The organism is Terasakiella sp. 4MB5A, from assembly GCF_050058155.1.
GTDB classification, from domain to species: Bacteria; Pseudomonadota; Alphaproteobacteria; order Rhodospirillales; family Terasakiellaceae; genus Terasakiella; species Terasakiella halodenitrificans.
In genome coordinates this window covers 276661-300054 of record NZ_CP188815.1, presented here as the reverse complement: position 1 = coordinate 300054, position 23394 = coordinate 276661, and the positions used below count along the sequence as shown (strand labels likewise).

The following is a 23394-nucleotide window of genomic DNA, read 5'->3' as shown; positions in this document are numbered from 1 at the left end:
GAGCTTATGAGCTACGCACGCACCGCCTTATTACTGGCTGGCATGACCGGTTTGTTCCTCGCGATCGGATATATGATCGGTGGCGAAAGCGGTATGGTCATTGCCTTTGTCATTGCCTTGGGCATGAATGCCATTTCCTACTGGAATTCCGATAAAATCGTTTTGCGCATGTATGGCGCCCGCCCCGTTGATGCCCAAAGCGCGCCTGAATTTTATAAAATGGTCGCAGACCTTGCCAAACGGGCCGACTTACCCATGCCCAAGGTCTATATCATGGAAAATCCGCAACCCAACGCCTTTGCCACCGGGCGTAATCCTGAAAATGCCGCTGTTGCCGCAACAACCGGCTTGCTTAACATGCTCTCACCTGAAGAAATTGCGGGCGTCATGGCGCATGAACTCGCACATGTTAGAAACCGCGATACCTTGATCATGACCATCACCGCCACAATCGCCGGTGCGATTTCCATGTTGGCAAATTTCGCCTTTTTCTTTGGTGGATCCAGCGACAACCGCAATAATCCACTTGGCCCCATCGGTGGAATTTTAATCATGATCCTCGCCCCAATGGCCGCCATGCTGGTGCAAATGCTGATTTCCAGAACCCGTGAATATGAAGCCGACCGCATCGGGGCTGAGATTTGCGGGCAACCCATGTGGCTGGCCAGTGCCTTGAATAAATTGCATCAAGGGGCCTCTCTCATTGATAACCATGCGGCTGAAAACAATCCGGCAACCGCCCATATGTTTATTGTCAACCCGTTACACGGACGCAAAACCGATAGTTTATTTTCCACCCACCCCAATATGGAAAACCGTATTTCTGCCCTTAAAAAAATGGCACAAACCCAACCAACACCTCGTACCAGCCGTTCTCGCATACCTGAGACAAACACAAATGATAACATCAAGGGTCCTTGGGGGTAGACGCGGCCCTTAACTCCAACATAGACAGTTTGCTGCGCTCAATTAAACGCAGCAACCTGTCTTCTTCGGTTTTATTATCCGCACGTTGATAGACGGCCAAGGCCGTTTCATACAAACCAATCGCATATTCAAATCCATTCGGGTCAGACAGTTGCTCCCCATAACTGGAATAAACATACCCTAACTGACGATGTAATTTCGCCCAGATTATCGGTGCTTTATCTTTTGGCAGTGTCTCAATTGCATTGCGATACAGAGAAACCGCTTCTTCAAAATCAGCCTTTTTACCTGTCAATTGCGCCTTGAGTTTCATCGAGCGGGCCTGATGGGATTGCGCAGAAATCCACGGCATTAAATCACGTGACTTATTATAAAAATCCATTGATTTATCAAAATATCCAATGGATTGATCCAAAAACCTTATATTTTTTTGCGCTTTTCCAACTTCCTGAACCAAAATACCTAAATTATGCAAAGACGTTGCCTGCGTATAATATAAATTTGTACCTTTCAGACGCTCCATCACCAGTAAATAAGCATCCGTTGCCTTTTCAACCTGTTTTTCCGTCATATTTTCAATGGCCTGCATGGCTTCAATATCCGCAATCGCATTGATCGACATGGCCCAGCGTTCCAGATTTTTATCTTGCGAATAGGCCTGAGACGCTTCTTGAAAAGCCATTTTTGCCAATGTTAAATTGGCAATATCACGATCCAGATAATATAAAGTCGAATAAGAAACCCCCAAACTGTGATGGAGGTTCGCCCATAATTGTGCATCCACGGCTTGGTCAATTTGATCAAGGGCCGCCTTAAACGCACTGGTCGCGCCTTGTGCCCATTTGATATCATCTTCAACATCACTTAAGTCACTGAGTGTTGTGCCCAACTGGTTATAGAAATGCGCCCGCATTTTGGCATTTTTAATTTTTTCCAGATGTGGAACCACCTGTTGCAATACGGATAAAGCATTTTTCAACCCATGAACAACGTTTGTATCCTTGCTTTTTTCACGAATATAAAGCGCCTGATTAAGCTTATATTCCATATAGAGTTCCGGTTTGAACGCCAAAGCCAACTGTGCAGCTTTTTTATAATAGTCAATCGCTGCCTCATATTGTTTCTGATCGGCAAATTGGGCCGCTTTTTTCCCATAAACCGCCATTCGCACAAGGTTTTCACATTCTTCGGTATAGGCCCGTGCCCCCTGACAATCAGACGGCAGGTTATTATTTGTCGCACAGCCGGAAAGCATAATAAAAACAACAAACAACGATAAGAAACGGATAACAGGCATCAAACACTTCCCTGACTCAACATATGACATTAATCTATTTAGCATTTTCTATGAAAGGGTGTGAACGGTTTTATATGCTTGTCCCTTCTGTCTTTTTAAACTAAGAGTCCGCCATTCAGATAAATAAAGGGATGATCGTTATGCCACGCAGAATTGCCTATGATGTACTCTGTCAGGTGTTGGGTAAAAAACGCCCGATGGACGAGGCTTTTAATTCGCATCCCCATCTGGATAAACTGACACCGAAAGCCAAGTCTTTTTCCCGCGCGCTGTTGACCACCACCATGCGTCATAAGGGTTTTATTGATCATCTGATTGATGAATGTCTGGAAAAACGACCCAAAGGGGCGGCCCGTGATGTCTTGAATGTCATGCGTCTTGGCGTGGCTCAGCTTTATTTTATGCACGTCCCCCCCCATGCGGTGTTATCAGAGGCGCAGATTCTGACCGGGCGCGTTAATTTCATGCAGTATAAAAAACTGGTCAATGCCGTCTTGCGCCGGATTGAACGTGAACAAGCTGAAAAAGAATTCGCCCCGACCTTTATCGCAGAAAAGAATATTCCCATCTGGCTGATCGAAAGCTGGAAAAACGCCTATGGCGAAGAAGCCGCCCAAGCCATTGCACTGGCACATCTCAAAGAACCCCCGCTAGACATTACCCCAAAATATAACGACGAAGCCGCCATTTGGGCCAAGCGTTTGAACGGGGAAATTCTGCCCAACGGCAGCATCCGTCTGCCCATCGGCGGGCGGATTGAGGAACTGGACGGTTATGGCAATGGGTCATGGTGGGTGCAGGATGCGGCTGCCACCCATCCCGTCACCCTGTTGGGCGATGTCAAAGGCAAGACCGTGCTGGATCTTTGCGCGGCCCCCGGTGGTAAAACCATGCAACTTGCCGCCCTTGGCGCAAATGTAACCGCTGTAGATAAGTCAACCAACCGTTTGAAAAAATTGGAAGAAAATCTGGCCCGTACCCATCTGAAGGCGGACATTTTGACCAAAGACCTGATGGAATGGCAACCGGACAGTGAATTTGACGCGATCTTGCTGGATGCGCCCTGTACCGCAACCGGTACCTTGCGCCGCCACCCCGATGGGTTATGGACGAAAAAATCAGACGATATCCGGGCGATGGCCGATATTCAGGGCACCCTTTGGCACCGGGCAAGCCGTTGGGTAAAAGTCGGCGGTACTATCGTTTATTGCACCTGTTCCCTGCAACCCGAAGAAGGCGAGCTGATGTTAAAGGCTTTCTTGAAAGGCCATGCCAATTTCGAACAAGTCGGGGATGTCTATCGCAACCTGCCCGGTGCAGGTGGGGATGGTTTCTTCGCCGCTGCGGTCAAACGAACATCCTGAAAAGAAACATCCCGGCCTTAAGCCGGGATTTCTCTTTATAAATTATATCACTTAGCCCAGCTTTACCGCTGTGCCGTTGGCAGACACCATCAACATGGTTTTTTGATCGCCACCGATAACTTCGTAATCCAGATCAACCGCAACAACCGCATCGGCCCCCAGACTTTGCGCGTCTTCCATCATATCAGCCAAGGCCGCTTCTTTGGCTTTGCGAAATTCTTTTTCATAGGCACCGGACCGACCGCCCACAACATCGCGGATCCCAGCAAAGAAATCCTTAAACAGGTTCGCCCCCAAAATGGCTTCCCCGGAAACGATCCCGCAATATTGCGTTACAGATTTTCCTTCAATGCTATCGGTTGTCGTTACGATCATATCTTTAATCCCTTAAATCAAAAAAACAATTCCCAACAGAATAGCAGGATCACGACGAGAGGGAAGGAGAAAGATTTTGCAACCTTATGTCATGTTTTGTAAGATCAACCCAACTCATAAGGGGCAGGGTAAATGGCAGAGCAAAGTCTATGGAATGAAGTGATCACGACAATCAAAAATTACTCTGATATTTTAGGGGCCTTTGATAGTCTTCTGGCAATTTTGGCTATACTTTTTGGCATTGCCGCTTGGGGTATTGTTCGGCTGTTCAAAGTTTTCGAAAAAAAGGACATCAAAGACCAAGCCGTTTCTGAACTCTACGTTTTATATGACGATTTAAAAAAGCAGCTTGAAAATATTCAAGACCCATCAGACCCCCGTTTTGAACGCCTGCGCAAAATTCAGGAAGAAATCGAAAAACGTATTGATGATAGTCTGGTCGAACGCGCTGTCCAGCAAGGGATCTTGATTGAAGATGAAGCCGATGAAAAACGTGATCAAGCCGTCAAAGAACTGGTTGTTCACGCCAAAGATGATCAGCAGCGAAAGGCCCTGTCGTTAATTGCCGAGGGTAATATCGACGGCGGTCTTGATCTTTTGGCAACACAAGCCCAAAAAGCCAGCGAAAATGCAGAAACCGCCCAACACGAAGCCATCAATCAATGGCGGCACATTGGGGAATTAGCCTATGGCGTGGACCGAAAACGCGCCCTCGCTGCGTTTGAAAAAGTGATGGAACTGACCCCACATGCCCAAGCATGGGACTATATCTATCTTGCGCGCCTTTATATCAACAGCGCTCAACGAGAGGATGCCTTGGCAATCGTTGAACAAGGCCTGACCGTTATTGATGCGAAAGAGCGTGATTATTTTGTTTTGCTGGATGAAAAAAGTAAACTTTCAATTCTCGTCGGTGATCGAGAAGACGCACACAGCAATTTACTAACCGTCCACCACTATATGTTAGCGCGTGCCAACCGTGACCCTGAAAATACCGAGTGGCAACGCGATCTTTCCGTTTCTTATAATAAAATCGCAGATGTCTTACGCGACAAAGGAAAGGCCGATGACGCCCTGAGCCACTATCAAAAATCCTTGGAGATTCGGCAAAACCTTGCAAAGCACGATCCGGAAAATGCCGAATGGCAGCGTGATCTCTTGGTAAGTTATGCCAAGCTTGCCAGCACACCGGGCAGTGGGGTGAGTTGGCAACAGGCGGTGGATCAGGTACTAGCAATGGAAAAGCGGGGAATTTTAAATCCCGTGGACCATTGGATGATTAAAGACACCCAAGAACAATTGGCGGCAGAAAAGGTAGCGGCACAGTAAGGAAGTGGGGAAAAACCCCGCCTTTTTCGTCATCCCCGACTTTGATCGGGGATCCAGTCTGCCCCGGATATAAGGCACGCAGCCTTTGATTTGGCTGGATCCCGCATCAAGTGCGGGATGACGGATGACGGAGGACGGTAGGCGAGGTAACAAGGAGGTCAGTATGCGCCGAATAACAAAGAGGGGGCATATGCCTGAGATAACGGGAAACGCAACAGGGGAAGGCAGACGGTATATCGGGAGGCGGGAGAGAAAAATGGAAAATGCAAAACGATAGCGTCACAACGGAAGTTTTTTTCATCCATTGCCAACAAAAAAAAGAGCCTGCCATGATTGAGCAGACTCTTTTTTAACTTTGGATTAACGCGCTTCTTCGCCTTAGTGGCGGAAGTGGCGCATACCGGTGAAGACCATGGCGAGGCCGCGTTCATTGGCGGCGGCAATGACTTCTTCATCCCGGATGGACCCACCCGGCTGGATCACGGCTGTAGCGCCCGCTTCAGCCGCTTCGATCAAACCGTCCGCAAACGGGAAGAACGCATCAGAGGCCACAACAGACCCTTTTGCCCAGCTTTCAGAATCCCCTGCGGTTTTCGCCGCTTGTTCTGCACGGAAAGCTGCGATACGGCAAGAATTTACCCGGCTCATTTGACCGGCACCAACACCAACGGTCATATTATTTTTGCAATAAATAATCGCGTTTGATTTCACATGCTTACAAACGGTGAAAGCAAAGCGCAGGTCTTTCATTTCCGCTTCTGTCGGTTGACGTTCGGTCACAACCTTGAAGTCGTCTGAGAAAATCTGGTTGTCTTTGGATTGAACCAGCAAACCACCAGACATGGTTTTGACCATATCAGCCGTATCGCCTGCATTGGGCATGCCACCAGTTTGCAAAACACGAACATTTTTCTTACCAGACAGAATCGCCAGCGCGTCTTCGTCAATTTGCGGGGCAATCACCACCTCAAGGAAGATTTTAGACAATTCTTCTGCCGTTGCACCGTCCAATGTTTTGTTAAAGGCCACGATCCCGCCAAAAGCACTTTCGGTATCACAGGAATAGGCACGCAGGTAAGCGTCTTTCAGGTTATCGCCCACTGCCACACCACAAGGGTTGGCATGTTTAACAATCACACAGGCCGTATCGTCTTTAAATTCAGACACCAGCTCAAAAGCGGCGTCCGTATCGTTGACGTTGTTATAAGACAGTTCTTTGCCGTTCAACTGTTCTGCCGTTGCCACGCCGGGGCGATTTTCGCCTGTGACATAAAAGGCCGCAGACTGGTGGGAGTTCTCACCATAACGCATGGTTTGTTTCAATTCCCCGGCAAACACTTTTCGTTTCGGGTAATCGATTTCCAGCTGTTTGGCATACCAGTTTGAAATGGCTGCATCATAAGCGCCTGTTCGCGCATAGGCCGTTGCCGACATTTTTTTGCGGAACTCTTCGGTTGTGCCGTTGTTTGCGTTCAATTCTTCCAGAACCAGCGCGTAATCTTCAACGTCCACAACCGTACAAACACCTTGCCAGTTTTTCGCTGCCGCGCGGATCATCGCCGGACCGCCAATATCGATATTTTCAATACAGGTATCGAAATCCGCACCCGCCGCCACAGTGGATTCGAACGGATACAGGTTGACCGCCAGCAAATCGATCGGGGCAATATCGTGTTCTGCCATCGCGGCGACATGTTCGTCATTATCACGCAGGGCCAGCAAACCGCCGTGGATTTTAGGGTGCAGAGTCTTAACACGACCATCCATAATTTCCGGGAAACCGGTATGGGACGAAACCTCAATCACCGGGATACCGGCATCTTTCAATGTTTTAAACGTGCCGCCCGTGGACAACAGCTCAACACCTTTGTCAGCCAAGGCCTGAGCGAACTCAACAAGGCCGGTTTTATCGGAAACGGAAAGCAATGCGCGACGGATGGGAGTAGCCATGATACGACCCAAGCTCCTACAAAATAATATGGGTTGGAATATATGGCGCACCTCATACCAGATGTAGGGGCACTTGTTAAGTGTGCAATGCGAAATATCGTACCTTTGGCAGAATTTATATCATTACACTTCTGCATAATAGAAATTGCATAATTCAACTGTTAGAATACAAAACAATAAAAAGAAAAGACCATTACCGTCCAAACTACCCCTCATTCGGAGTTTTGCATGAAACGGGTTCTCATCATTCTTGTCTTACTTCTGGCTTGGCATACGCCAGCGCAGAGCAAACAAGTTTTGTCGGTCGGTATTTATTCTTTTGAACCCTATTTTACCATTGCCAAAGATGGAACCCTCGGCGGTATATGGAAAGATCTTTTAGACCAACGTTTTAAAGAACTTGGATTAACACCGGTTTACAAAGCCTTGCCGCCACTGCGCCTTGCCCAAAATATTATTTTAGGGCGCACAGATATGACCATTTCCGCCCATCATATCAATATCAATGACCATGTTTTTTACAGCAATCACCCAGTTGGTCACATTACATTAAACGCTTATCATAAAAAGGACCGCCCCCATATTTCAGATCTGTCCGATTTACGGGGCAAAAGTGTTTTGATCATTCGGGGTTATGCCTATGACGGGCGAATTCGGTTTTTAAAAGACCCCGCAAATAAGATTACCGTCCTTGAAACAGCTAAACATCAAGATGCCATTCGGCAATTGCAAAACGGCAATGTGGATTATCTACTGGATTATGAACGGCCGACAAAAAACGCTATTGAAAAAAATCAAATGTCACCAGATGACTTCCATATTGATTTGATCTCTCAATATTCCGCTTATTTCGTGATTTCAAAGCGGTCCAAAAATGCCAGGGCCATAATGGATTCACTGGATCAAAACATTACCGGCACGCGACAGGCCAAATAAAACGTGCATCAGGCGGTACAATGCCTTGGGGCGCTTGTACCGCAATATTGACTTGTTTATTGACCAAATCTTTTAATAAAGAATTATTCAAATGATCCAAAACCGGTCTCACAAACAGACCGAGCGGATCAAAGTAATGCATGGATTTTAGACCAAGCTGCGGTCCCTTGATACTATATCGTTCACTTTGGCTGATTAAAATATTCATATGAAGGTGAGGATAACCGGCCTTGCCAAAATGCCCGCCCATCGTTCCGCTCCGTCCAGACAAACCAACCACTTGACCTTTTGAAACACGGCTGCCGATTTGACGGTCTGTTGGTTGGTCAAGATGTTGATAACGCATATAAACATAATCAGGAAGGCCCGTGTCGTTTGGCGCATATTGCAGCCAGACATAATGACCAACAAGTTGACCTGCTGTTCCGGCATGGACAATTGTCGCATCCGCCATTGCCAACAAAGGAGTCCCGATTTTTAACGAAATATCCAACCCATTGTGATAATTGTGATGATCATTATTACGGCGTGAACCATCATATCGGGTTTGCGACCCATAAGGCGAAGCCACGCCCTCACATGTTACCCCTGTGGGAAAAACGGCTTGCAGCCCGGTTGCAAACAATCCTCTTTCTTCAAAATATTCATAAGGGGCACGTGCATCCCGGGTTTTTCCTTTACCAGATTTACCCTTTTTTTGCCCCATATAGGCTTCAGCAGGCATTGCAAAAATCAACAGACCCAAGAACAGTACGAATATGCGTAAAACCATGACTTTTTTCCCCGTCTAATGGGTTTAATTGTCTGCTTAAGCCACCTGTAAATCAATGAAAAAGGCCTTTAAGGTAAAGGTTTTGCCAGTCTTTCTGTCAAATAATCGATAAAAACCCGCACTTTGGAAGACAGGTGGCGGTTCGGTGGATAGATGGCCCAGATGCCTTCGCGTTCGGGCTGAAAATTTTTCAGGATCGTCACGATCTCGCCACGCTTTAACACATCCCCCAGATAATATTCCGGCAATTGGACAATCCCGCGCCCGGCCAGTGCCATGCTTAACAATGTCGGCCCGTTATTACAGCGCATATTGCCGCTTACCCGGATATTACGGGCTTTGCCTTCTACCGTTAAACGCCAGTAATCCAACGTCCCCAACAGGCAGTTGTGATTTTCAAGTTCTGACAAAGTATGCGGTTCCCCATATCTGTTCAAATAATCGGGGGCGGCACAGATATGCAGGGTGCGACTCGCCAGTTTTTTCGCAATCATAGATGAATCTTCAAGTTTACCCAGGCGGATCGCCAGATCAAAACCACCGTCAATCAGGTCCAGTTGTCGATTGGTCAATTCCAAATCAACCTGCAAGCCATCATGCAAGGCCATAAAATCTCCGATAAGCGGAGCCAGTATCTTTTCCCCATAGGCCACGGGTGCGGTAAAACGCAACTTGCCCACGGGTTTATCCTGCAGGTTTAAAACCGCGCGTTCCGCCTCCCGCAAGCCATCCAGCAAGGGCCGACAATGTTGAAAATACAAATGCCCAACCTCGCTTAAGGAGACCTTGCGTGTGGTGCGATGAAACAGCTTTACGCCCAAGCGGTCTTCCAATGCGCCGACCTGACGACTGATATGGGCAACAGAACTGCTTAAACGCTTGGCAGCACTTGTGAAACTGCCTGTTTCCGCCACATGGATAAATTCGAGAAGTCCGTCAAAATCTTTCATTATTTCTATTTAGTAAAAATGTTTTGTTATTTTCATACATTATCATTTCAACAGAAACAATTATACTCCTTTTAACGCATTCATTCTTTGAAAAGGACAATACCATGATCAAGTGTAAAGCCGCCATTGCTTGGGGTCCGAAACAACCCCTCTCTATCGAAGAGATTGAGGTCATGCCCCCAAAGGCAGGCGAGGTCCTTGTAAAGATCGTGGCAACCGGGGTTTGTCATACCGATGCCTTCACCCTGTCCGGCGAAGACCCTGAAGGTATTTTCCCCGCCATTTTAGGCCATGAAGGCGGCGGTATCGTTGAACAGGTTGGCGAAGGCGTGACCAGCGTCGCTGTTGGGGATCATGTTATTCCGCTTTACACACCGGAATGTGGGGAATGTAAGTTCTGTAAATCCGGTAAAACCAACCTATGCCAGAAAATCCGCGAGACACAAGGCAAGGGCTTGATGCCGGACGGAACCACCCGTTTTTATAAAGATGGAAAACCGATTTATCACTATATGGGCACCTCGACTTTTTCCGAATATACGGTCCTGCCGGAAATTTCGTTGGCAAAGGTCAACCCCAAGGCCCCGTTGGAAGAAGTTTGTTTGCTGGGTTGCGGCGTCACCACCGGCATGGGCGCGGTTATGAATACCGCCAAAGTACAGGAAGGCGACACGGTCGCAATCTTCGGCCTCGGCGGGATTGGTTTGTCTGCCATCATCGGCGCGGCAATGGCCAAAGCATCGCGCATCATCGGTATTGATATTAACGAAAGCAAATTTGAACTTGCCAAAAAACTGGGGGCGACCGATTGCGTCAACCCGCAAAAATTCGACAAACCCATTCAAGATGTAATTGTGGATATGACCGATGGCGGAGTCGATTATTCCTTTGAATGTATCGGCAATGTCAACGTTATGCGCTCCGCCCTTGAATGTTGCCATAAAGGCTGGGGCGAGTCCGTGATTATCGGGGTGGCCGGGGCCGGTCAGGAAATCAGCACCCGTCCATTTCAGCTTGTCACCGGGCGTGTCTGGCGCGGAACCGCCTTTGGCGGGGTGAAAGGACGCTCGGAACTGCCCGATTATGTGGAACGTTATCTCGCCGGTGAATTTAAACTGGATGATTTCATCACCCATACCATGAACCTGGAAGACATCAACGAGGCCTTTGATCTGATGCATGAAGGCAAAAGTATCCGTAGCGTTATTCATTTTGATAAGTAAATAAAAGGATAACCCTGCCATGACCTTGGAAAATCTGTCGACCAACAAAAGCTTCGGCGGGTGGCATAAGCAATATCGCCACCCAAGCGAAAGCCTGAACTGTGACATGCGCTTTGCGATCTTTCTACCCCCACAAGCCAGCGAAAAGTCACCCGTTCCAGTGCTTTACTGGCTGTCCGGCCTGACTTGTACGGATGAAAATTTCATGCAAAAAGCAGGCGCCCATCGCATCGCGGCAGAACTTGGCATTGCCATTGTCGCCCCGGACACCAGCCCACGCGGCGACGATGTCCCCGATGACGTGGACAGGTCTTACGATTTTGGTCTGGGGGCAGGGTTTTACCTGAATGCCACACAAAGCCCGTGGAACACACATTATCACATGTATGATTATGTGGTATCTGAGCTGCCCACCTTGATTGAAAAGACATTTCCGGTTACGAAACAACGCTTCATCAGCGGGCATTCTATGGGCGGGCACGGGGCCTTGACCATCGGGCTTAAAAACCCGGATCTTTATAGTTCCATCACCGCCTTCAGCCCCATCTGCAACCCAACCCAGACCCCGTGGGGACAAAAAGCTTTTCAACATTATCTCGGCGATGACCGCGAAATTTGGAAAGATTATGATGCGTGCGAATTACTGAAAAAGGGCAAAGCCTCACAAGCCATTCTGGTCGATCAAGGCCTGAGTGACGACTTTCTGGAAAAAGAACTCAAACCGGAACGTTTAGCTGCGGCCGCACAGGAAAACGGCACAGACCTCACCTTGCGCCAACACGAAGGCTATGACCACAGCTACTATTTCATCGCGAGCTTCATCGAGGATCATTTGCGTTTTCATAATGGACATCGGGGATAAACACTCACCTAACGATTAATTTCTACATGAGCCGTGTATATTGACAGGGTAAGTCAAACGTCTTACCTTGTATGTAAGTCAAATGTCTTACTGTATGAGGCTCTCATGTCTTCACAAATTACATCAAAAGTTTCGGTAAAATCTCAAACTGTCATCCCCTTGGCCGTACGCCAACATCTACATATTCAAGCGGGTGATGAACTGGAATATGAACTCATGGACGGGGCCGTTGTTATGCGCCCCAAACATGTTTCTACTGCATTAGGCGATGATCCTTTCGGCACCTTCACTGAATGGTCTTCTCAGGCTGACGAGGACGCATATGGCGACCTTTAAACCTTTTGATATTGTTGCCGCTCCCTTTCCATATGTGGAAAGACCCATTTTGAAACGCCGCCCTTGCCTGATTGTAGGGGAGCCGGAAAATACAGGTCTTGTCTGGGTGATTATGATCACCAGTGCAAAAAACGAGGCATGGCAGGATGATGTTCATATTGAACACCTCGATCAAACGGGGCTAAAGGCCGCATCTATTATCCGTACCGCCAAGATCGCCACCGTCGAAACCAGTGCTTTAAAAGCTGTTGGTCACTTGGATGAAAAAACAAAGGCGTGTGTTATTAAGAAGTTGTTCAAACACTGGAAATTGCCATTAGATTCTAAGTAAGGCGTGAACTGGTTACAAGGAAATTAACGTGAATCAGTTATATAAAAATGCAATTATTTCAATACAATTGGGTCTCGAAGATTTTCAATCAAGCGATAAAAGGCGTTATATTAGTGCAGCACGTAATTACTATGCTGGATTGTTACTATTAGCCAAACAATGCCTTATTAATCGTATCCCTAATGTAGATCCGATGGAAATAATAGGAGCAAATTTCACCCCGGTTATTGATGATGCTGGCAAAATCAAATATATTATGAAAGGTCATAAAACGATAGATTTTGAAGGGTTAAAACAACGCTTCAAGCAATTCCACATTGATTGGCCTCAAGTAGACATAAGTAAATTACAAAAAATAAGAAACAAACTAGAACACAATCATTTAGATGAACCTAGTTCGGTGGTCAAAGAAGCAATCGCAGGATCATTTCCAATGGTTACTGAGCTTTTCAGTATTCTCGAAAAAGATCCTTCAGTGGAGCTTTCTGATAGCTGGGAAATTATGCTCGCCGAAAGAAGTTTTTATGAAAAACAGATGGAAGAATGTAAACAGTCTTTTGCTAAAGCTGGTTGGTTCGAAGAAAACTCTAACTTTCAAGAGCTTGAATGTCCCGAATGCGGCTCTTCTTTAATTGAACAAAAATCCCCCGAAAATAAATCTCTTCAAGAAGTTAAGGCAAAATGTCGTTCCTGTTCATTCGAATTTTCTGCTGAACAATTTGTAGAGATAATGATTGATGCAAAATATGGAATCGATGATTACATCTCAGTAAAAGACGGGGATGAAGGGTTAGTATATGATTGCCCTGAATGTGGTAAAAGTACGTATATTTTGGGGTATGGCTGTCTTTGGTGTGATTACGTTCTTTCTGGCGAATGTATACGATGTTCTACTTCGCTAACTCCTGAAAATGTTGCATGGGATAATCATAATTTTTGTTCATATTGCGATTATACTATCTCAAAAATCTAGTGCTTTAACCAACACGAGAGTTCGGATAGTTCAAACTTTGATCAATAAAAAAACAGCCCCTTCCACACAATGCGGAAAGGGCTGTTTTTTTAGCTTAACCTGTCAAATAATCAGAAACTTAGTCTGAACGGTTCTGACGGTTTTCGATGAGTTCGTCCACAACGCTCGGATCAGCGAGAGTCGATGTATCGCCCAAGGAGCCAAAATCGTCTTCGGCAATCTTGCGCAGGATACGGCGCATGATTTTGCCGGAGCGGGTTTTTGGCAAGCCCGGCGACCATTGCAGCCAATCCGGTGACGCGATCGGGCCGATTTCTTGGCGAACCCATTTAACCAACTCTGTTTTTAGCTCGTCACTGGGTTCTTCATCGGCGTTCAGGGTCACATAAACGTAGATCCCCTGACCTTTCAGGTCATGCGGTGCCCCGACAACGGCGGCTTCTGCCACTTTCGGGTGAGCCACAAGGGCAGATTCGACTTCGGCTGTCCCCATACGGTGACCGGAAACGTTGATCACGTCATCCACACGCCCTGTAATCCAGTAATAGCCATCTTCATCACGGCGTGCGCCGTCACCGGTGAAGTATTTACCCGGATATGTAGAGAAATACGTCTGGATAAAGCGTTCGTGGTCGCCATAGCATGTGCGCATCTGGCCCGGCCAGCTGTCCACAATACACAGGTTGCCTTCGGTTGCACCATCCTGCGGATTGCCTTCGTTATCCACCAATTCCGGCTGAACACCAAAGAACGGACGGGTTGCAGAACCCGGTTTCAGATCTGTTGCGCCCGGCAGCGGTGTAATCAAGATACCGCCTGTTTCGGTTTGCCACCATGTATCCACGATCGGGCATTTGCCTTTACCAACCACGGTATTGTACCAGTTCCAGGCTTCCGGGTTGATCGGCTCACCCACAGAACCAAGAATACGAAGGCTGTCCAGTGAGCATTTTTTCACCGGCTCATCGCCTTCGCGCATCAAGGAACGAATAGCCGTCGGTGCGGTGTAGAAGATATTGACTTTATGTTTGTCGCAAACTTCCCAGAAACGCGAGACACTCGGATAGTTCGGCACGCCTTCAAACATCAATGTGGTCGCCCCGTTAGCAAGCGGACCGTAAACAATGTAGGAGTGACCGGTTACCCAGCCCACATCAGCCGTACACCAGTAAACATCGCCTTCATGGTAATCAAACACATATTGATGCGTCATAGAGGCATAAACCAAATAACCGCCTGTTGTATGCAGAACGCCTTTCGGTTGACCCGTGGAGCCGGATGTATAAAGAATGAACAGCGGGTGTTCAGCATCAAGTTCTTCTGCCGGGCAATCACTGGATGCCGCAGCCGTCACATCTTCGTACCAAACGTCGCGGCCTTCTTTCATATTGATGTTGCCGCCTGTGCGTTTCACAACGATACAGGTTTCCACATCAAATTTTTCCATCGCTGCATCGGCATTGCCTTTCAACGGTACTTTGCGACCACCGCGCAAACCTTCGTCCGCTGTGATCAGGCATTTTGCATCGCAGCCTCTTAAACGGTCTGCCAACGCATCCGGGGAGAACCCGCCAAATACGATAGAGTGGATGGCACCGATACGCGCACAAGCCAGCATCGCAACCGCAGCTTCCGGGATCATCGGCATATAAAGGGTCACACGATCACCTTTGGTAACACCGCGTGCCTTCATGGCATTGGCAAGTTTACAAACGCGCGCATGCAGGTCTTTATAAGTGATGTTTTCAGATTCTGACGGATCGTCGCCTTCCCAGATAATCGCAACCTGATCGCCACGTGTTTCAAGGTGGCGGTCCAAACAGTTGTGAGCAACGTTTGTTGTGCCATCTTCAAACCAACGAATATCAACGTTGTGTGTATCGAAAGACGTATTTTTTACTTTGGTATAAGGCTTAAACCAATCGATCCGCTTACCGTGTTCGCCCCAGAAGGCATCCGGGTTCTCAACGGATTGATTATACATTTCCAAATATTTTTCGTTGTCAACATGTGCCTTTTGGGCAATCTCGGGGTTGACGGGGTAAATGTCGGACATTTGGTGCGAATCTCCCTAGGTGTGTCTGTTATGAGCACGTATTTTCGTGCTTCGGTTAAACGTGTGTGCATTGCACTGCGCGTGATTATGTCAGAAACTCAGCACGAAACAAGTGAATAAATCACTGTTCGTGGACGCAACAATGTTTTAAAATTGGTCTTACCGGAGCAGGCATTAGGGCAAATCCCTACTCTCTTTGTGGTAAACGTCTTACAAGTCTTTGGGGACAAAGAGTTCTTCCCCCCTTATTTCATAAGGAACAGGGGCTAATTTCTTCCCCAGACAGGGTCCATGTACGCATTCGCCATCGTCAATTTTAAAAAGTGCGCCATGCGTGGAACACATGATGAAGTTCTTTTCCATATCCAAGAATCGATCCGGTTCCAGGTTCATCGGAATTCCTAAATGCGGGCAATTATTGATAAAGACGGAAAGCTGCCCATCCTTTTTCACCACCAAAATAGATTGGTCGGTTTCACCACGTGTGACAAAGAATTCCTTGCTGTCTTCTTCTTCAATTTCGTGAATGCTGCATAATTTATGCTCGCTCATTCTTATAAGCCTCCCAAGGCATTGATCAATTCCCACGCATTCGACGCAACCGGCATAACAGAGAGACGCGCCTGTTTCACCAAGGCCATATCCGCAAGGTGCGGGTCGTCTTTGATTTGTTTCAGGCTGACAGGGTGTTTTAGGGGGTGCAAAGCTTTGAAATCAACACAAACGAAACGTCCGCTTTCATCACTGGGATCAGGATAAGCCGTTGTCACAACTTCCAGCACACCGACAACGGCCTTTTCTTTTTGCGAGTGATAGAAAAAGGCAAGATCACCAACTTCCATCGCTTTCATATATTTCGCAGCCTGAAAATTACGTACACCATCCCACGGTTCCACGCCTTTTTTCACGTGGTCCGTCCAAGACCAACATCCAGGTTCGGATTTGACCAGCCAATAGTTCACGATAACCTGTTTCCTTATTCAGCCGGTAGAACTTTTTTCCATTTAGAAATCGTTACGGATTCAAACAGACCGGCTTTTGCATAAGGATCATTGGCACAAAAGTCTTCTGCCTCTGCCCGGGTGTCCAAATCCAGAATAACCACCGAACCATTCATTTGATCATCTTCGTCACTTAAGGTCGGACCGGCCGCAAATAATTTATCACCATAGGATTTCAAATACTCCACATGGGCGGGGCGGTTATCCAAACGGACTTGCAAGTGATCGGCTTTATCGACGCATTTCACAACAAACAGCATATTTAAATCTCTTCTCTAAAGGGACGGGCAAGCAGGTCATCGACAACTTCATTAATGTCGGCACCTTCATTTAAAATCCGGTTCACGGCCTTACAGATCGGCATGTCCACATGCAGGCTGGCAGCCAGTTTACAAACAGAGCGCGCGGTGAAGACCCCTTCGGTTACGGCTTTGCGAACTTTCAGGATATCTTCCAGTTTTTCCCCTTGTCCCAAGGCGACACCAAGGGAAAAGTTACGTGATTGCATGGAATTACAGGTGAGTGTTAAATCCCCCATCCCGGACAGCCCCATCAGGGTTTCCGGCTTCGCTCCCTTTGCCACACCCAGGCGGGTCAATTCGGAAATCCCCCGTGTGATCAAGGCCGCACGTGCATTATCGCCAAATCCCTTGCCTGATGCCATGCCACTGGCAATCGCCAAGACGTTTTTCACCGCCCCGCCGATCTGCGCACCCACAATATCGTCACTGGCATAAATCCGAAAACGGCTGGACCCCACCACCTTGGCCATTGTCATGGCCCGGTCCATTTCTTCCATCGCCAAGGTGCAGGCGGACGGTAAAGCATTGGCGACCTCAATCGCGAAGGTCGGGCCGGAAAGAATACCAATTTCCGCATCCGGTAATTCATCTGCAACAACTTCGCTCATGATCAAGCCGCTGTCCAGTTCAATCCCTTTGGCACAAATCAACAAGGATGTGCTTTTTTTCCAAAGTGGTTTCAAGGCCTTACAGGTTGCACGTACATGCTGTGCCGGGGCGACCATCAAAATGACGTCACTGTCTATAATATCTGCTAAATCCGATGTCGCACGAATATTGGGATTCAGGTTTGTATTGGGCAAATAAATCGGGTTGGTATGACTGCGATTAATCGCTTCGGCGACTTCCGGCTCGTACGCCTGCAATAAAACCTCGTTGCCTGCGCGTTGCATCGCACAGGCCAGCGCAGTTCCCCAGGCACCGGCACCTATAACACCAACTTTGTTCATTTCGGGCCTTTCCGTTTATTTTGTTCTTCCCTTTATGCGAGGAAAAACAGACAGGGTCAAATATTACTGCGCATTCAATATGGAAATGGATTTGACGGTGAAATCACCCTTTTTATTGGTCAAAATAAATCCGGCAAACTTATCCTTAAAACTGTGATCTTTCACATCAATCACAACCTTATCATCCACACGCACCGTAATACGGCCACCGGCCCCACGTTTCCAGACCAGTTTATGATTTTTCTGGTCTTCCAATTTTAAAATGTCATAGCGCGCAACAACTGCGGAACTATTGCTATAATGGCGCACCAGTTGCAGGGCAGGGGATTGCCCCCCTTGATAAACCAAACGATATCCGGTCTGACGATTGGTGCCTTGATAAGGGCCAAATTCCAAATGTCCCCCATCCACCCAACTCGACATATCCATATCAATTTCGAAATTATTGGAAATCGTGTGATCTGTATAAATTTCAGCAGAGGATGCCACAGAGGTTGCCTGCGCTTGTTCCTGTGGTTGCGTTTGGGTTTTACCCCCCAAAACGGCCCCCAGAACACCGATTAACAATTCTTCCTTCGACACTTTGCGTGCCGATGAACTTCCTGCATTTGATGCCGTTGATGATCCATCAACAAATGAGCGCAGACCATAGCCTTTTTCTATCCAGTATTTCCCGCTGACCACCTGCCAAACGGGACTTTCCGTAAAATTCCCATCGGCAAAATCATCTTGCAGGGTTACACGGGGCACGGTTGTCTGACCATATCGATTGGTCAAGTTCTTTAAATCCTGTAAAAAACGGGGATCCGCCGCACGGGCTTGTTCCGCTTCTTTCACCAAATTGTTCAATTCCTGGATCATATTCTTCAAGGCATCGCTTTGTTGACTGACTTCTTTATTCGGGTCCGACCAACTGGAATAACGAGGCTCACTGGCATGCAATTGAAAACTGATCAGACACAGGGCACTCCCCAGAAGCAATTTTTTCATTATTCTTCCTTCCCGTTCCTTAGCTTGGAATTGTTTCTTCAATTCGGGCAATTAATTCAGCAATTGTTTCTTCGTCCAGGCGGCTAATGCGGCGTGACAATAAATTCGCCAATAACGTTGCATTTGCAGAACGATCTACCGTGTCCACCACAATACGAGGATGAGACAAGGTTGCCAATTCTTTTAATTCCTCAGCATCATCCCAGATTAAATTAAAATACCCGGCAACCTGCATCACAAAACCTGGGCCGGGTTTACCCCGTTTCCCATGTTCCAATGCCGACAAATAGGCAGAAGACACTTCAAGGTCTTGCGCCATTTTCTTCAATGAAATACCACGATTTTTTCGCAGCTCACGTACTTTTTCGCCAAATGGTGTCACAATATTAGCTTATATCCAGTTAATTTATAAGAGGGATATACTATATATTCTCTCTTTTCCAGTTCAAATTAGGCAATTTTTAAAATAGTCCTGTATATTCTTAGTAAGAAACGAAACTTCAATGAGTACGGTATGATGCCCAAGTTCGATTATAATTGCGCTAAATGTGCTGCATTTTGTTGTATTGCGCTACAGTTTAGCGAAGAGGACCATTTTCCCTACGACAAAGAAAAAGATGTTCCTTGTAAACATCTTGATGATTGCTTCAGTTGCACCGTTCATACAGAACTGAATGAACGAGGGTATCAGGGGTGTATTGATTTCTCCTGTCATGGCGCGGGGCCACATTTAACACAACTTTATGCAAAAGAAGATTGGCAGTTCAATCCTGAAAAAACACAGGAAGTCTATGAGAAGTTTCATTTTTTGAGAGCTGTATTTGAAATTGCTGAAACAACGGAAACTGTTTTAAAGAAAAACAAAATCAAATCAAAACCATTGATGATTGATTTTTTCCGAATGGTGGGCACAGCTCAGAAAGTGCCTTCTGTTGAAGATTATGCCGCCTGTAATGCATTTACAGAGGAATGGACCCGCAAAACACGCAGTTTTATTGCCAAAAATACTTAACGCCACCGTTTTAAAAGAATATACAACGCCCCTTCACCCCCTTCACTTTTAGGGGCGTAGGTAAAGGCAATGATTTTTGAACGCAAACCCGGTTGGTTCAACCAATGCGGAACCATTTGCCGCAAAACACCGATTTTGCCGTTTAATTGCGTCCCCTTACCTGTCACAACGGATACGCAACGTTTTCCTTGTGAAAAGGCCGAGTTCATAAAACGTAACAAAGCGGCATGGGCCTGATCCTGCGTCATACCGTGTAAATCAAGGCGGCCTTCCATCGCCATTTGACCCCGGCGCAAACGTTCCATTGTGCGTTTGTCCACGCCACTGGCTTTGCCATGTTCCAAATGATGAAACTGTTTATGCGATTCATCCGGGCGATGAGTGGGTAAAGGGACAGCCGTATCCGGGAACGGGCGTGTCGCCACGGGTTCCGGGATCGGGTCTGCACCGTCCAAATCGACAAACCGACCGGGCAGGGGGTTGACGTCATCGGTAATTTTTTTCCACAACTGCGCTTCGCCCACACTGAGGCCGCGATGACGCTTTTGCGGGGCTTCTATATATTTTTTATCCTTCTGACCCATCACTTTCTACCAACAAAATATGCAGCTTGCGCGGACCATGCGCCCCCAATAATAACGTTTGTTCAATATCAGCTGTGCGCGATGGGCCTGCCACCCAATTCAGGGCACGCGGCATAAAATCCGCACTGTTACTTTCCCGGCGCAGACGGGCATAAACCGTCTCGTAATCACCGACAAGATCTTCGGCTTTTAACACAATAATATGATTGTCCGGCAAGAAATTCAGTGTTGTCGGGCTTTGTGCCCCTGATATCAGCGCAAGGGACCCTGTTTCTGCCACACCGGCAAAAGCCATCACCAGACCATTTAAATCATCGCCCGCACTGGGGCCAAAACTTGTTTGCAATTTCGACCAATCCAGATTTTCCAGATTGGGGTGTGGGGCAATACGAATTGCCGTTCCCATATCATTATCTGCCAAATATTTTGCAACGGCACGCGGAATACCATCCAAAGATTTCAGGCGGGACACGGTCGCATTGACCTCTTTTGCCATTTTTACAAACAGACTGATCTGTTGTTTAAGGGTGCCTGCGCCGCGCTTCGGAATTAAATTGGCCTTGGGTTGGGACAAACGTTCAACAAGGCTTAAATCATCTTCGCGTTCCAACGCACCGCGACCCAATGACCAACGAATGCGCCCCAAAATATAATCACGCGAACTCATGAGCGACGCCCCCCTTTTTCAGACCAGCGTTGTTGAAAGGTTTTACCTTCCGGGGCTGGAAAATCACGATTTTCCGTCCAGCCGTTTTTAAGGGGAAACGCCTTGATATGCCCGGATTTCCGGCCCACAAAGCCCATAACCCGCATCTTCCAACCTGCCACCCGGTGATAAAGCTTCGGACGTAGCGCCCACCAGGCCCACCAGTTCATACCCAATCGTTGCATAGTCGGAACGGGGCCATCTTCCCACTGTTTTTTCCGCCAGGATCGCAGCATCTTCGGAATGGGAATACGGACAGGACAGACTTCTTCACATTTCCCACACATGGTCGAGGCATTGGGCAAATCACATGATTTTTCCAAGCCATGCAAAGCAGGGGTTAAAACAGAACCCATTGGCCCAGGATAGATCGACCCATAGGCATGACCACCGACACTTTGATAGACCGGGCAATGGTTGATACAGGCCGAACAACGAATACAACGCAACATATCGTGCGTATCATGGCCCAGCATGCGCGAACGCCCGTTATCCAGAATAACCACATGGAATTCATCCGGTCCGTCCGGGTCGGTTTCCCCGCGTGGCCCGGTGGAAAAGGTCGTATAGACCGATTGTTCCTGCCCTGTGGCTGAGCGTGCCAAAACCCGCAGCAATGTTGTGCAGTCTTCCAACGTCGGAACGACTTTTTCAATAGAACAAAGCACGATATGAACACGGGGTAAAGTTTGGGTCAGATCGCCATTACCTTCGTTCGTTACGATAACGGTTGAACCCGTTTCCGCCACCATAAAATTCGCGCCCGTAATCCCGACATCAGCGGCAATAAATTTTTTGCGCAACATGGTGCGGGCTTCAACCAACAAATCTTCAGGGGCATCCAGATTACGGTCTTTAGGTAATTCCGTATGAGTTTTGCGAAAGGCTTCTTCCACATGGCTTTTACGCAGGTGAATAGCGGGTGCAATGATATGGCTAGGCGGTTCATTTCGCAACTGAATGATATATTCACCCAAATCAGTTTCAATCGGAATCAGACCTTTTTCTTCAAGATATTCATTGATCGCCATTTCTTCGCCGATCATGGATTTACCTTTGGTGACAGTCTTCGCCCCCACTGCTTCACAAATTTCATGAACGATTTTGCGCCCATCTTTGATATCGCGTGCCCAATGGACCTTGCCGCCGGTTTCCACCACACGGCTTTCAAATTGTTCAAGATAAAAATCAAGATGGCGCAGCGTATGGTCTTTAATATCGCGCGCCTGATCGCGCAAATCCTCAAATTCCGGCAAACGCTCCATCGCCGCCAAACGTTTTAACGGAAAACCCGTCCCCAATTTCTGCAAGGAAGCCTGAAGATCGTCGTCTTTCAACGCCTTCTTGGCATTTTCTTTAAAATTATGGGCGTTCAGTTTCATCGCTTAGCCCTTTCCCTGTGAAATCGGCGGCACCTCATCACACATATCTGCCAAAACCTCAGCGATATGGCGCACTTCCACCGTTTCCCCGCGTCGTGTCATCCGTCCGGCGATATTCATCAAACACCCCAGATCACCACCCAAAACGGTTTGCGCCCCTGTTTTCAGCAAATCATCACATTTATCATCGGTGATGCGCGACGATATATCGGAAAATTTCAGGCAAAATGTCCCGCCAAACCCGCAGCACCGCTCGGCTTGTTCGGCTTCCACCAGTTCAAGGCCCTCAACACTGTCCAGCAGTTTGCGCGGTTGCTTTTTGATCCCCAATTCGCGCAGGCCCGAACAGCTATCGTGATAGGTTGCTGTACGGTCCAGGGCGGCTTCGACCTTTTCCACATGCAGAACATCACTGAGGAAAGTCAAAAGTTCATAGGTCTTGGCTGATAAATTCTGCGCACGTTTCAGCCAGTCAGGACAGTCTGCAAACAATTCCGGATAATGCACCCGGATCATCGCCGCACAAGACCCACTGGGCGCGACAACGTAATCGAAATGTTCAAATTCTTCGATCACCATTTGCGCCATTGCCTTGGCATCCTCATTATCGCCACTGTTATAGGCGGGTTGACCACAACAGGTTTGACGTTCCGGTACACAGATTGAACAACCCGCATCTTCCATCAATTTTACGGCTGCAAAGGCAACGGTCGGGCGAAATAAATCTACCAGACAGGTTACGAACAAGCCGACATTCTTCTCATTTTCCGACATACAATGAAGATG

At 47.5% G+C, this 23394-nt stretch carries 26 protein-coding genes; 10 read left to right on the top strand and 16 right to left on the bottom strand.

Annotation, left to right across the window (positions count from 1 at the left end):
* Positions 1 to 6 precede the first annotated feature (6 nt).
* Positions 7 to 927, top strand: coding sequence for a zinc metalloprotease HtpX (gene htpX, locus ACI0FF_RS01460; protein WP_419798386.1), 921 nt, complete (start codon positions 7 to 9; stop codon positions 925 to 927).
* Here htpX and ACI0FF_RS01455 read toward each other — a convergent pair.
* A complete protein-coding gene (locus tag ACI0FF_RS01455) occupies positions 908 to 2224 on the bottom strand; it encodes a hypothetical protein (RefSeq protein ID WP_419798385.1) in 1317 nt (438 codons plus the stop codon). The genes htpX and ACI0FF_RS01455 overlap by 20 nt on opposite strands.
* 140 nt (positions 2225 to 2364) lie before the next feature.
* Here ACI0FF_RS01455 and ACI0FF_RS01450 point away from each other — a divergent pair, with 140 nt between their 5' ends.
* Positions 2365 to 3588, top strand: coding sequence for an RsmB/NOP family class I SAM-dependent RNA methyltransferase (locus ACI0FF_RS01450; protein ID WP_419798384.1), 1224 nt, complete (start codon positions 2365 to 2367; stop codon positions 3586 to 3588).
* 51 nt (positions 3589 to 3639) lie between these two features.
* On the opposite strand, the gene ACI0FF_RS01445 is transcribed toward ACI0FF_RS01450, so the two are convergent.
* Positions 3640 to 3963 carry a heavy metal-binding domain-containing protein gene (locus ACI0FF_RS01445; protein ID WP_417841598.1) on the bottom strand — a complete coding sequence of 108 codons (324 nt, stop codon included), beginning with the start codon at positions 3961 to 3963 and terminating at the stop codon, positions 3640 to 3642.
* Positions 3964 to 4095: 132 nt separating this feature from the next.
* On the opposite strand from ACI0FF_RS01445, the gene ACI0FF_RS01440 reads away from it, so the two are divergent.
* Positions 4096 to 5292, top strand: coding sequence for a tetratricopeptide repeat protein (locus tag ACI0FF_RS01440; protein WP_419798383.1), 1197 nt, complete (start codon positions 4096 to 4098; stop codon positions 5290 to 5292).
* A gap of 378 nt (positions 5293 to 5670) precedes the next feature.
* Here ACI0FF_RS01440 and purH read toward each other — a convergent pair whose 3' ends face one another.
* Positions 5671 to 7242 (bottom strand): bifunctional phosphoribosylaminoimidazolecarboxamide formyltransferase/IMP cyclohydrolase, encoded by a 1572-nt coding sequence (purH, locus tag ACI0FF_RS01435; RefSeq protein ID WP_417819562.1) that lies wholly within the window; start codon positions 7240 to 7242, stop codon positions 5671 to 5673.
* Positions 7243 to 7470: 228 nt separating this feature from the next.
* Here purH and ACI0FF_RS01430 point away from each other — a divergent pair, with 228 nt between their 5' ends.
* A complete protein-coding gene (locus ACI0FF_RS01430) occupies positions 7471 to 8178 on the top strand; it encodes a substrate-binding periplasmic protein (RefSeq protein ID WP_419798382.1) in 708 nt (235 codons plus the stop codon).
* Here the strand turns inward: ACI0FF_RS01430 and ACI0FF_RS01425 are convergent.
* Both ACI0FF_RS01425 and ACI0FF_RS01420 read right to left on the bottom strand, forming a co-directional pair.
* Positions 8153 to 8950 (bottom strand): M23 family metallopeptidase, encoded by a 798-nt coding sequence (locus tag ACI0FF_RS01425; RefSeq protein ID WP_419798381.1) that lies wholly within the window; start codon positions 8948 to 8950, stop codon positions 8153 to 8155. The genes ACI0FF_RS01430 and ACI0FF_RS01425 overlap by 26 nt on opposite strands.
* 68 nt (positions 8951 to 9018) lie before the next feature.
* Complete coding sequence (locus tag ACI0FF_RS01420; protein WP_419798380.1) at positions 9019 to 9900, bottom strand: LysR substrate-binding domain-containing protein; 882 nt, start codon at positions 9898 to 9900, stop codon at positions 9019 to 9021.
* Positions 9901 to 10007: 107 nt separating this feature from the next.
* On the opposite strand from ACI0FF_RS01420, the gene ACI0FF_RS01415 reads away from it, so the two are divergent.
* From ACI0FF_RS01415 to ACI0FF_RS01395, 5 genes are all read left to right on the top strand, one after another.
* Positions 10008 to 11123: an S-(hydroxymethyl)glutathione dehydrogenase/class III alcohol dehydrogenase gene (locus tag ACI0FF_RS01415; protein ID WP_426857865.1), complete on the top strand. Its 1116-nt coding sequence runs from the start codon at positions 10008 to 10010 to the stop codon at positions 11121 to 11123.
* 19 nt (positions 11124 to 11142) lie between these two features.
* A complete protein-coding gene (fghA, locus tag ACI0FF_RS01410; RefSeq protein ID WP_419798378.1) occupies positions 11143 to 11985 on the top strand; it encodes an S-formylglutathione hydrolase in 843 nt (280 codons plus the stop codon).
* A gap of 105 nt (positions 11986 to 12090) precedes the next feature.
* On the top strand, positions 12091 to 12321 hold the full coding sequence (locus tag ACI0FF_RS01405; RefSeq protein ID WP_419798377.1) for an AbrB/MazE/SpoVT family DNA-binding domain-containing protein: 231 nt from the start codon (positions 12091 to 12093) through the stop codon (positions 12319 to 12321).
* Positions 12308 to 12652: a type II toxin-antitoxin system PemK/MazF family toxin gene (locus ACI0FF_RS01400; RefSeq protein ID WP_419798376.1), complete on the top strand. Its 345-nt coding sequence runs from the start codon at positions 12308 to 12310 to the stop codon at positions 12650 to 12652. The genes ACI0FF_RS01405 and ACI0FF_RS01400 overlap by 14 nt, the downstream gene beginning before the upstream one ends.
* Positions 12653 to 12680: 28 nt before the next feature.
* Positions 12681 to 13625 carry a hypothetical protein gene (locus ACI0FF_RS01395; RefSeq protein ID WP_419798375.1) on the top strand — a complete coding sequence of 315 codons (945 nt, stop codon included), beginning with the start codon at positions 12681 to 12683 and terminating at the stop codon, positions 13623 to 13625.
* Between the two features lie 118 nt (positions 13626 to 13743).
* Here ACI0FF_RS01395 and acs read toward each other — a convergent pair whose 3' ends face one another.
* The 7 genes from acs to ACI0FF_RS01360 form a co-directional block, all read right to left on the bottom strand.
* Positions 13744 to 15681, bottom strand: a complete 1938-nt coding sequence (acs, locus tag ACI0FF_RS01390; protein ID WP_419798374.1) for an acetate--CoA ligase — start codon at positions 15679 to 15681, stop codon at positions 13744 to 13746.
* Positions 15682 to 15891: 210 nt separating this feature from the next.
* Positions 15892 to 16233: a Rieske (2Fe-2S) protein gene (locus ACI0FF_RS01385; RefSeq protein ID WP_419798373.1), complete on the bottom strand. Its 342-nt coding sequence runs from the start codon at positions 16231 to 16233 to the stop codon at positions 15892 to 15894.
* Between the two features lie 2 nt (positions 16234 to 16235).
* Positions 16236 to 16643, bottom strand: a complete 408-nt coding sequence (locus tag ACI0FF_RS01380) for an EVE domain-containing protein (protein ID WP_419798372.1) — start codon at positions 16641 to 16643, stop codon at positions 16236 to 16238.
* 14 nt (positions 16644 to 16657) lie between these two features.
* Entirely contained in the window at positions 16658 to 16942 is a 285-nt protein-coding gene (locus ACI0FF_RS01375; protein WP_419798371.1) for a YciI family protein, read from the bottom strand.
* A gap of 2 nt (positions 16943 to 16944) precedes the next feature.
* Positions 16945 to 17934 carry an NAD(P)H-dependent glycerol-3-phosphate dehydrogenase gene (locus ACI0FF_RS01370; protein ID WP_419798370.1) on the bottom strand — a complete coding sequence of 330 codons (990 nt, stop codon included), beginning with the start codon at positions 17932 to 17934 and terminating at the stop codon, positions 16945 to 16947.
* A gap of 63 nt (positions 17935 to 17997) precedes the next feature.
* On the bottom strand, positions 17998 to 18924 hold the full coding sequence (locus ACI0FF_RS01365) for a hypothetical protein (RefSeq protein WP_419798369.1): 927 nt from the start codon (positions 18922 to 18924) through the stop codon (positions 17998 to 18000).
* Positions 18925 to 18943: 19 nt separating this feature from the next.
* Positions 18944 to 19306, bottom strand: coding sequence for a helix-turn-helix domain-containing protein (locus tag ACI0FF_RS01360; RefSeq protein ID WP_419798368.1), 363 nt, complete (start codon positions 19304 to 19306; stop codon positions 18944 to 18946).
* A 132-nt stretch (positions 19307 to 19438) separates the two neighbouring features.
* On the opposite strand from ACI0FF_RS01360, the gene ACI0FF_RS01355 reads away from it, so the two are divergent.
* A complete protein-coding gene (locus ACI0FF_RS01355; protein WP_419798367.1) occupies positions 19439 to 19936 on the top strand; it encodes a hypothetical protein in 498 nt (165 codons plus the stop codon).
* On the opposite strand, the gene ACI0FF_RS01350 is transcribed toward ACI0FF_RS01355, so the two are convergent.
* Genes ACI0FF_RS01350 through ACI0FF_RS01335 form a run of 4 tightly spaced genes read right to left on the bottom strand, consistent with a single transcriptional unit; the run spans position 19933 to position 23382 of the window.
* A complete protein-coding gene (locus tag ACI0FF_RS01350) occupies positions 19933 to 20520 on the bottom strand; it encodes a Smr/MutS family protein (RefSeq protein ID WP_419798366.1) in 588 nt (195 codons plus the stop codon). The two genes, ACI0FF_RS01355 and ACI0FF_RS01350, sit on opposite strands and share 4 nt — an antisense overlap.
* On the bottom strand, positions 20504 to 21187 hold the full coding sequence (locus ACI0FF_RS01345; RefSeq protein ID WP_419798365.1) for a LutC/YkgG family protein: 684 nt from the start codon (positions 21185 to 21187) through the stop codon (positions 20504 to 20506). The genes ACI0FF_RS01350 and ACI0FF_RS01345 overlap by 17 nt, the downstream gene beginning before the upstream one ends.
* Complete coding sequence (locus ACI0FF_RS01340) at positions 21184 to 22608, bottom strand: LutB/LldF family L-lactate oxidation iron-sulfur protein (RefSeq protein WP_419798364.1); 1425 nt, start codon at positions 22606 to 22608, stop codon at positions 21184 to 21186. Before ACI0FF_RS01340 ends, ACI0FF_RS01345 begins: the two co-directional genes overlap by 4 nt.
* A 3-nt stretch (positions 22609 to 22611) precedes the next feature.
* Positions 22612 to 23382, bottom strand: a complete 771-nt coding sequence (locus tag ACI0FF_RS01335) for a (Fe-S)-binding protein (RefSeq protein ID WP_419798363.1) — start codon at positions 23380 to 23382, stop codon at positions 22612 to 22614.
* Positions 23383 to 23394: the final 12 nt, after the last annotated feature.

Coding starts and splice junctions, on each gene's coding strand:
- htpX (WP_419798386.1), top strand. CDS start 7: ATGAGCTACGCACGCACCGCCTTATTACTGGCTGGCATGACCGGTTTG.
- ACI0FF_RS01455 (WP_419798385.1), bottom strand. CDS start 2,224: ATGCCTGTTATCCGTTTCTTATCGTTGTTTGTTGTTTTTATTATGCTT.
- ACI0FF_RS01450 (WP_419798384.1), top strand. CDS start 2,365: ATGCCACGCAGAATTGCCTATGATGTACTCTGTCAGGTGTTGGGTAAA.
- ACI0FF_RS01445 (WP_417841598.1), bottom strand. CDS start 3,963: ATGATCGTAACGACAACCGATAGCATTGAAGGAAAATCTGTAACGCAA.
- ACI0FF_RS01440 (WP_419798383.1), top strand. CDS start 4,096: ATGGCAGAGCAAAGTCTATGGAATGAAGTGATCACGACAATCAAAAAT.
- purH (WP_417819562.1), bottom strand. CDS start 7,242: ATGGCTACTCCCATCCGTCGCGCATTGCTTTCCGTTTCCGATAAAACC.
- ACI0FF_RS01430 (WP_419798382.1), top strand. CDS start 7,471: ATGAAACGGGTTCTCATCATTCTTGTCTTACTTCTGGCTTGGCATACG.
- ACI0FF_RS01425 (WP_419798381.1), bottom strand. CDS start 8,950: ATGGTTTTACGCATATTCGTACTGTTCTTGGGTCTGTTGATTTTTGCA.
- ACI0FF_RS01420 (WP_419798380.1), bottom strand. CDS start 9,900: ATGAAAGATTTTGACGGACTTCTCGAATTTATCCATGTGGCGGAAACA.
- fghA (WP_419798378.1), top strand. CDS start 11,143: ATGACCTTGGAAAATCTGTCGACCAACAAAAGCTTCGGCGGGTGGCAT.
- ACI0FF_RS01405 (WP_419798377.1), top strand. CDS start 12,091: ATGTCTTCACAAATTACATCAAAAGTTTCGGTAAAATCTCAAACTGTC.
- ACI0FF_RS01400 (WP_419798376.1), top strand. CDS start 12,308: ATGGCGACCTTTAAACCTTTTGATATTGTTGCCGCTCCCTTTCCATAT.
- acs (WP_419798374.1), bottom strand. CDS start 15,681: ATGTCCGACATTTACCCCGTCAACCCCGAGATTGCCCAAAAGGCACAT.
- ACI0FF_RS01385 (WP_419798373.1), bottom strand. CDS start 16,233: ATGAGCGAGCATAAATTATGCAGCATTCACGAAATTGAAGAAGAAGAC.
- ACI0FF_RS01375 (WP_419798371.1), bottom strand. CDS start 16,942: ATGCTGTTTGTTGTGAAATGCGTCGATAAAGCCGATCACTTGCAAGTC.
- ACI0FF_RS01370 (WP_419798370.1), bottom strand. CDS start 17,934: ATGAACAAAGTTGGTGTTATAGGTGCCGGTGCCTGGGGAACTGCGCTG.
- ACI0FF_RS01365 (WP_419798369.1), bottom strand. CDS start 18,924: ATGAAAAAATTGCTTCTGGGGAGTGCCCTGTGTCTGATCAGTTTTCAA.
- ACI0FF_RS01355 (WP_419798367.1), top strand. CDS start 19,439: ATGATGCCCAAGTTCGATTATAATTGCGCTAAATGTGCTGCATTTTGT.
- ACI0FF_RS01350 (WP_419798366.1), bottom strand. CDS start 20,520: ATGGGTCAGAAGGATAAAAAATATATAGAAGCCCCGCAAAAGCGTCAT.
- ACI0FF_RS01345 (WP_419798365.1), bottom strand. CDS start 21,187: ATGAGTTCGCGTGATTATATTTTGGGGCGCATTCGTTGGTCATTGGGT.
- ACI0FF_RS01340 (WP_419798364.1), bottom strand. CDS start 22,608: ATGAAACTGAACGCCCATAATTTTAAAGAAAATGCCAAGAAGGCGTTG.
- ACI0FF_RS01335 (WP_419798363.1), bottom strand. CDS start 23,382: ATGTCGGAAAATGAGAAGAATGTCGGCTTGTTCGTAACCTGTCTGGTA.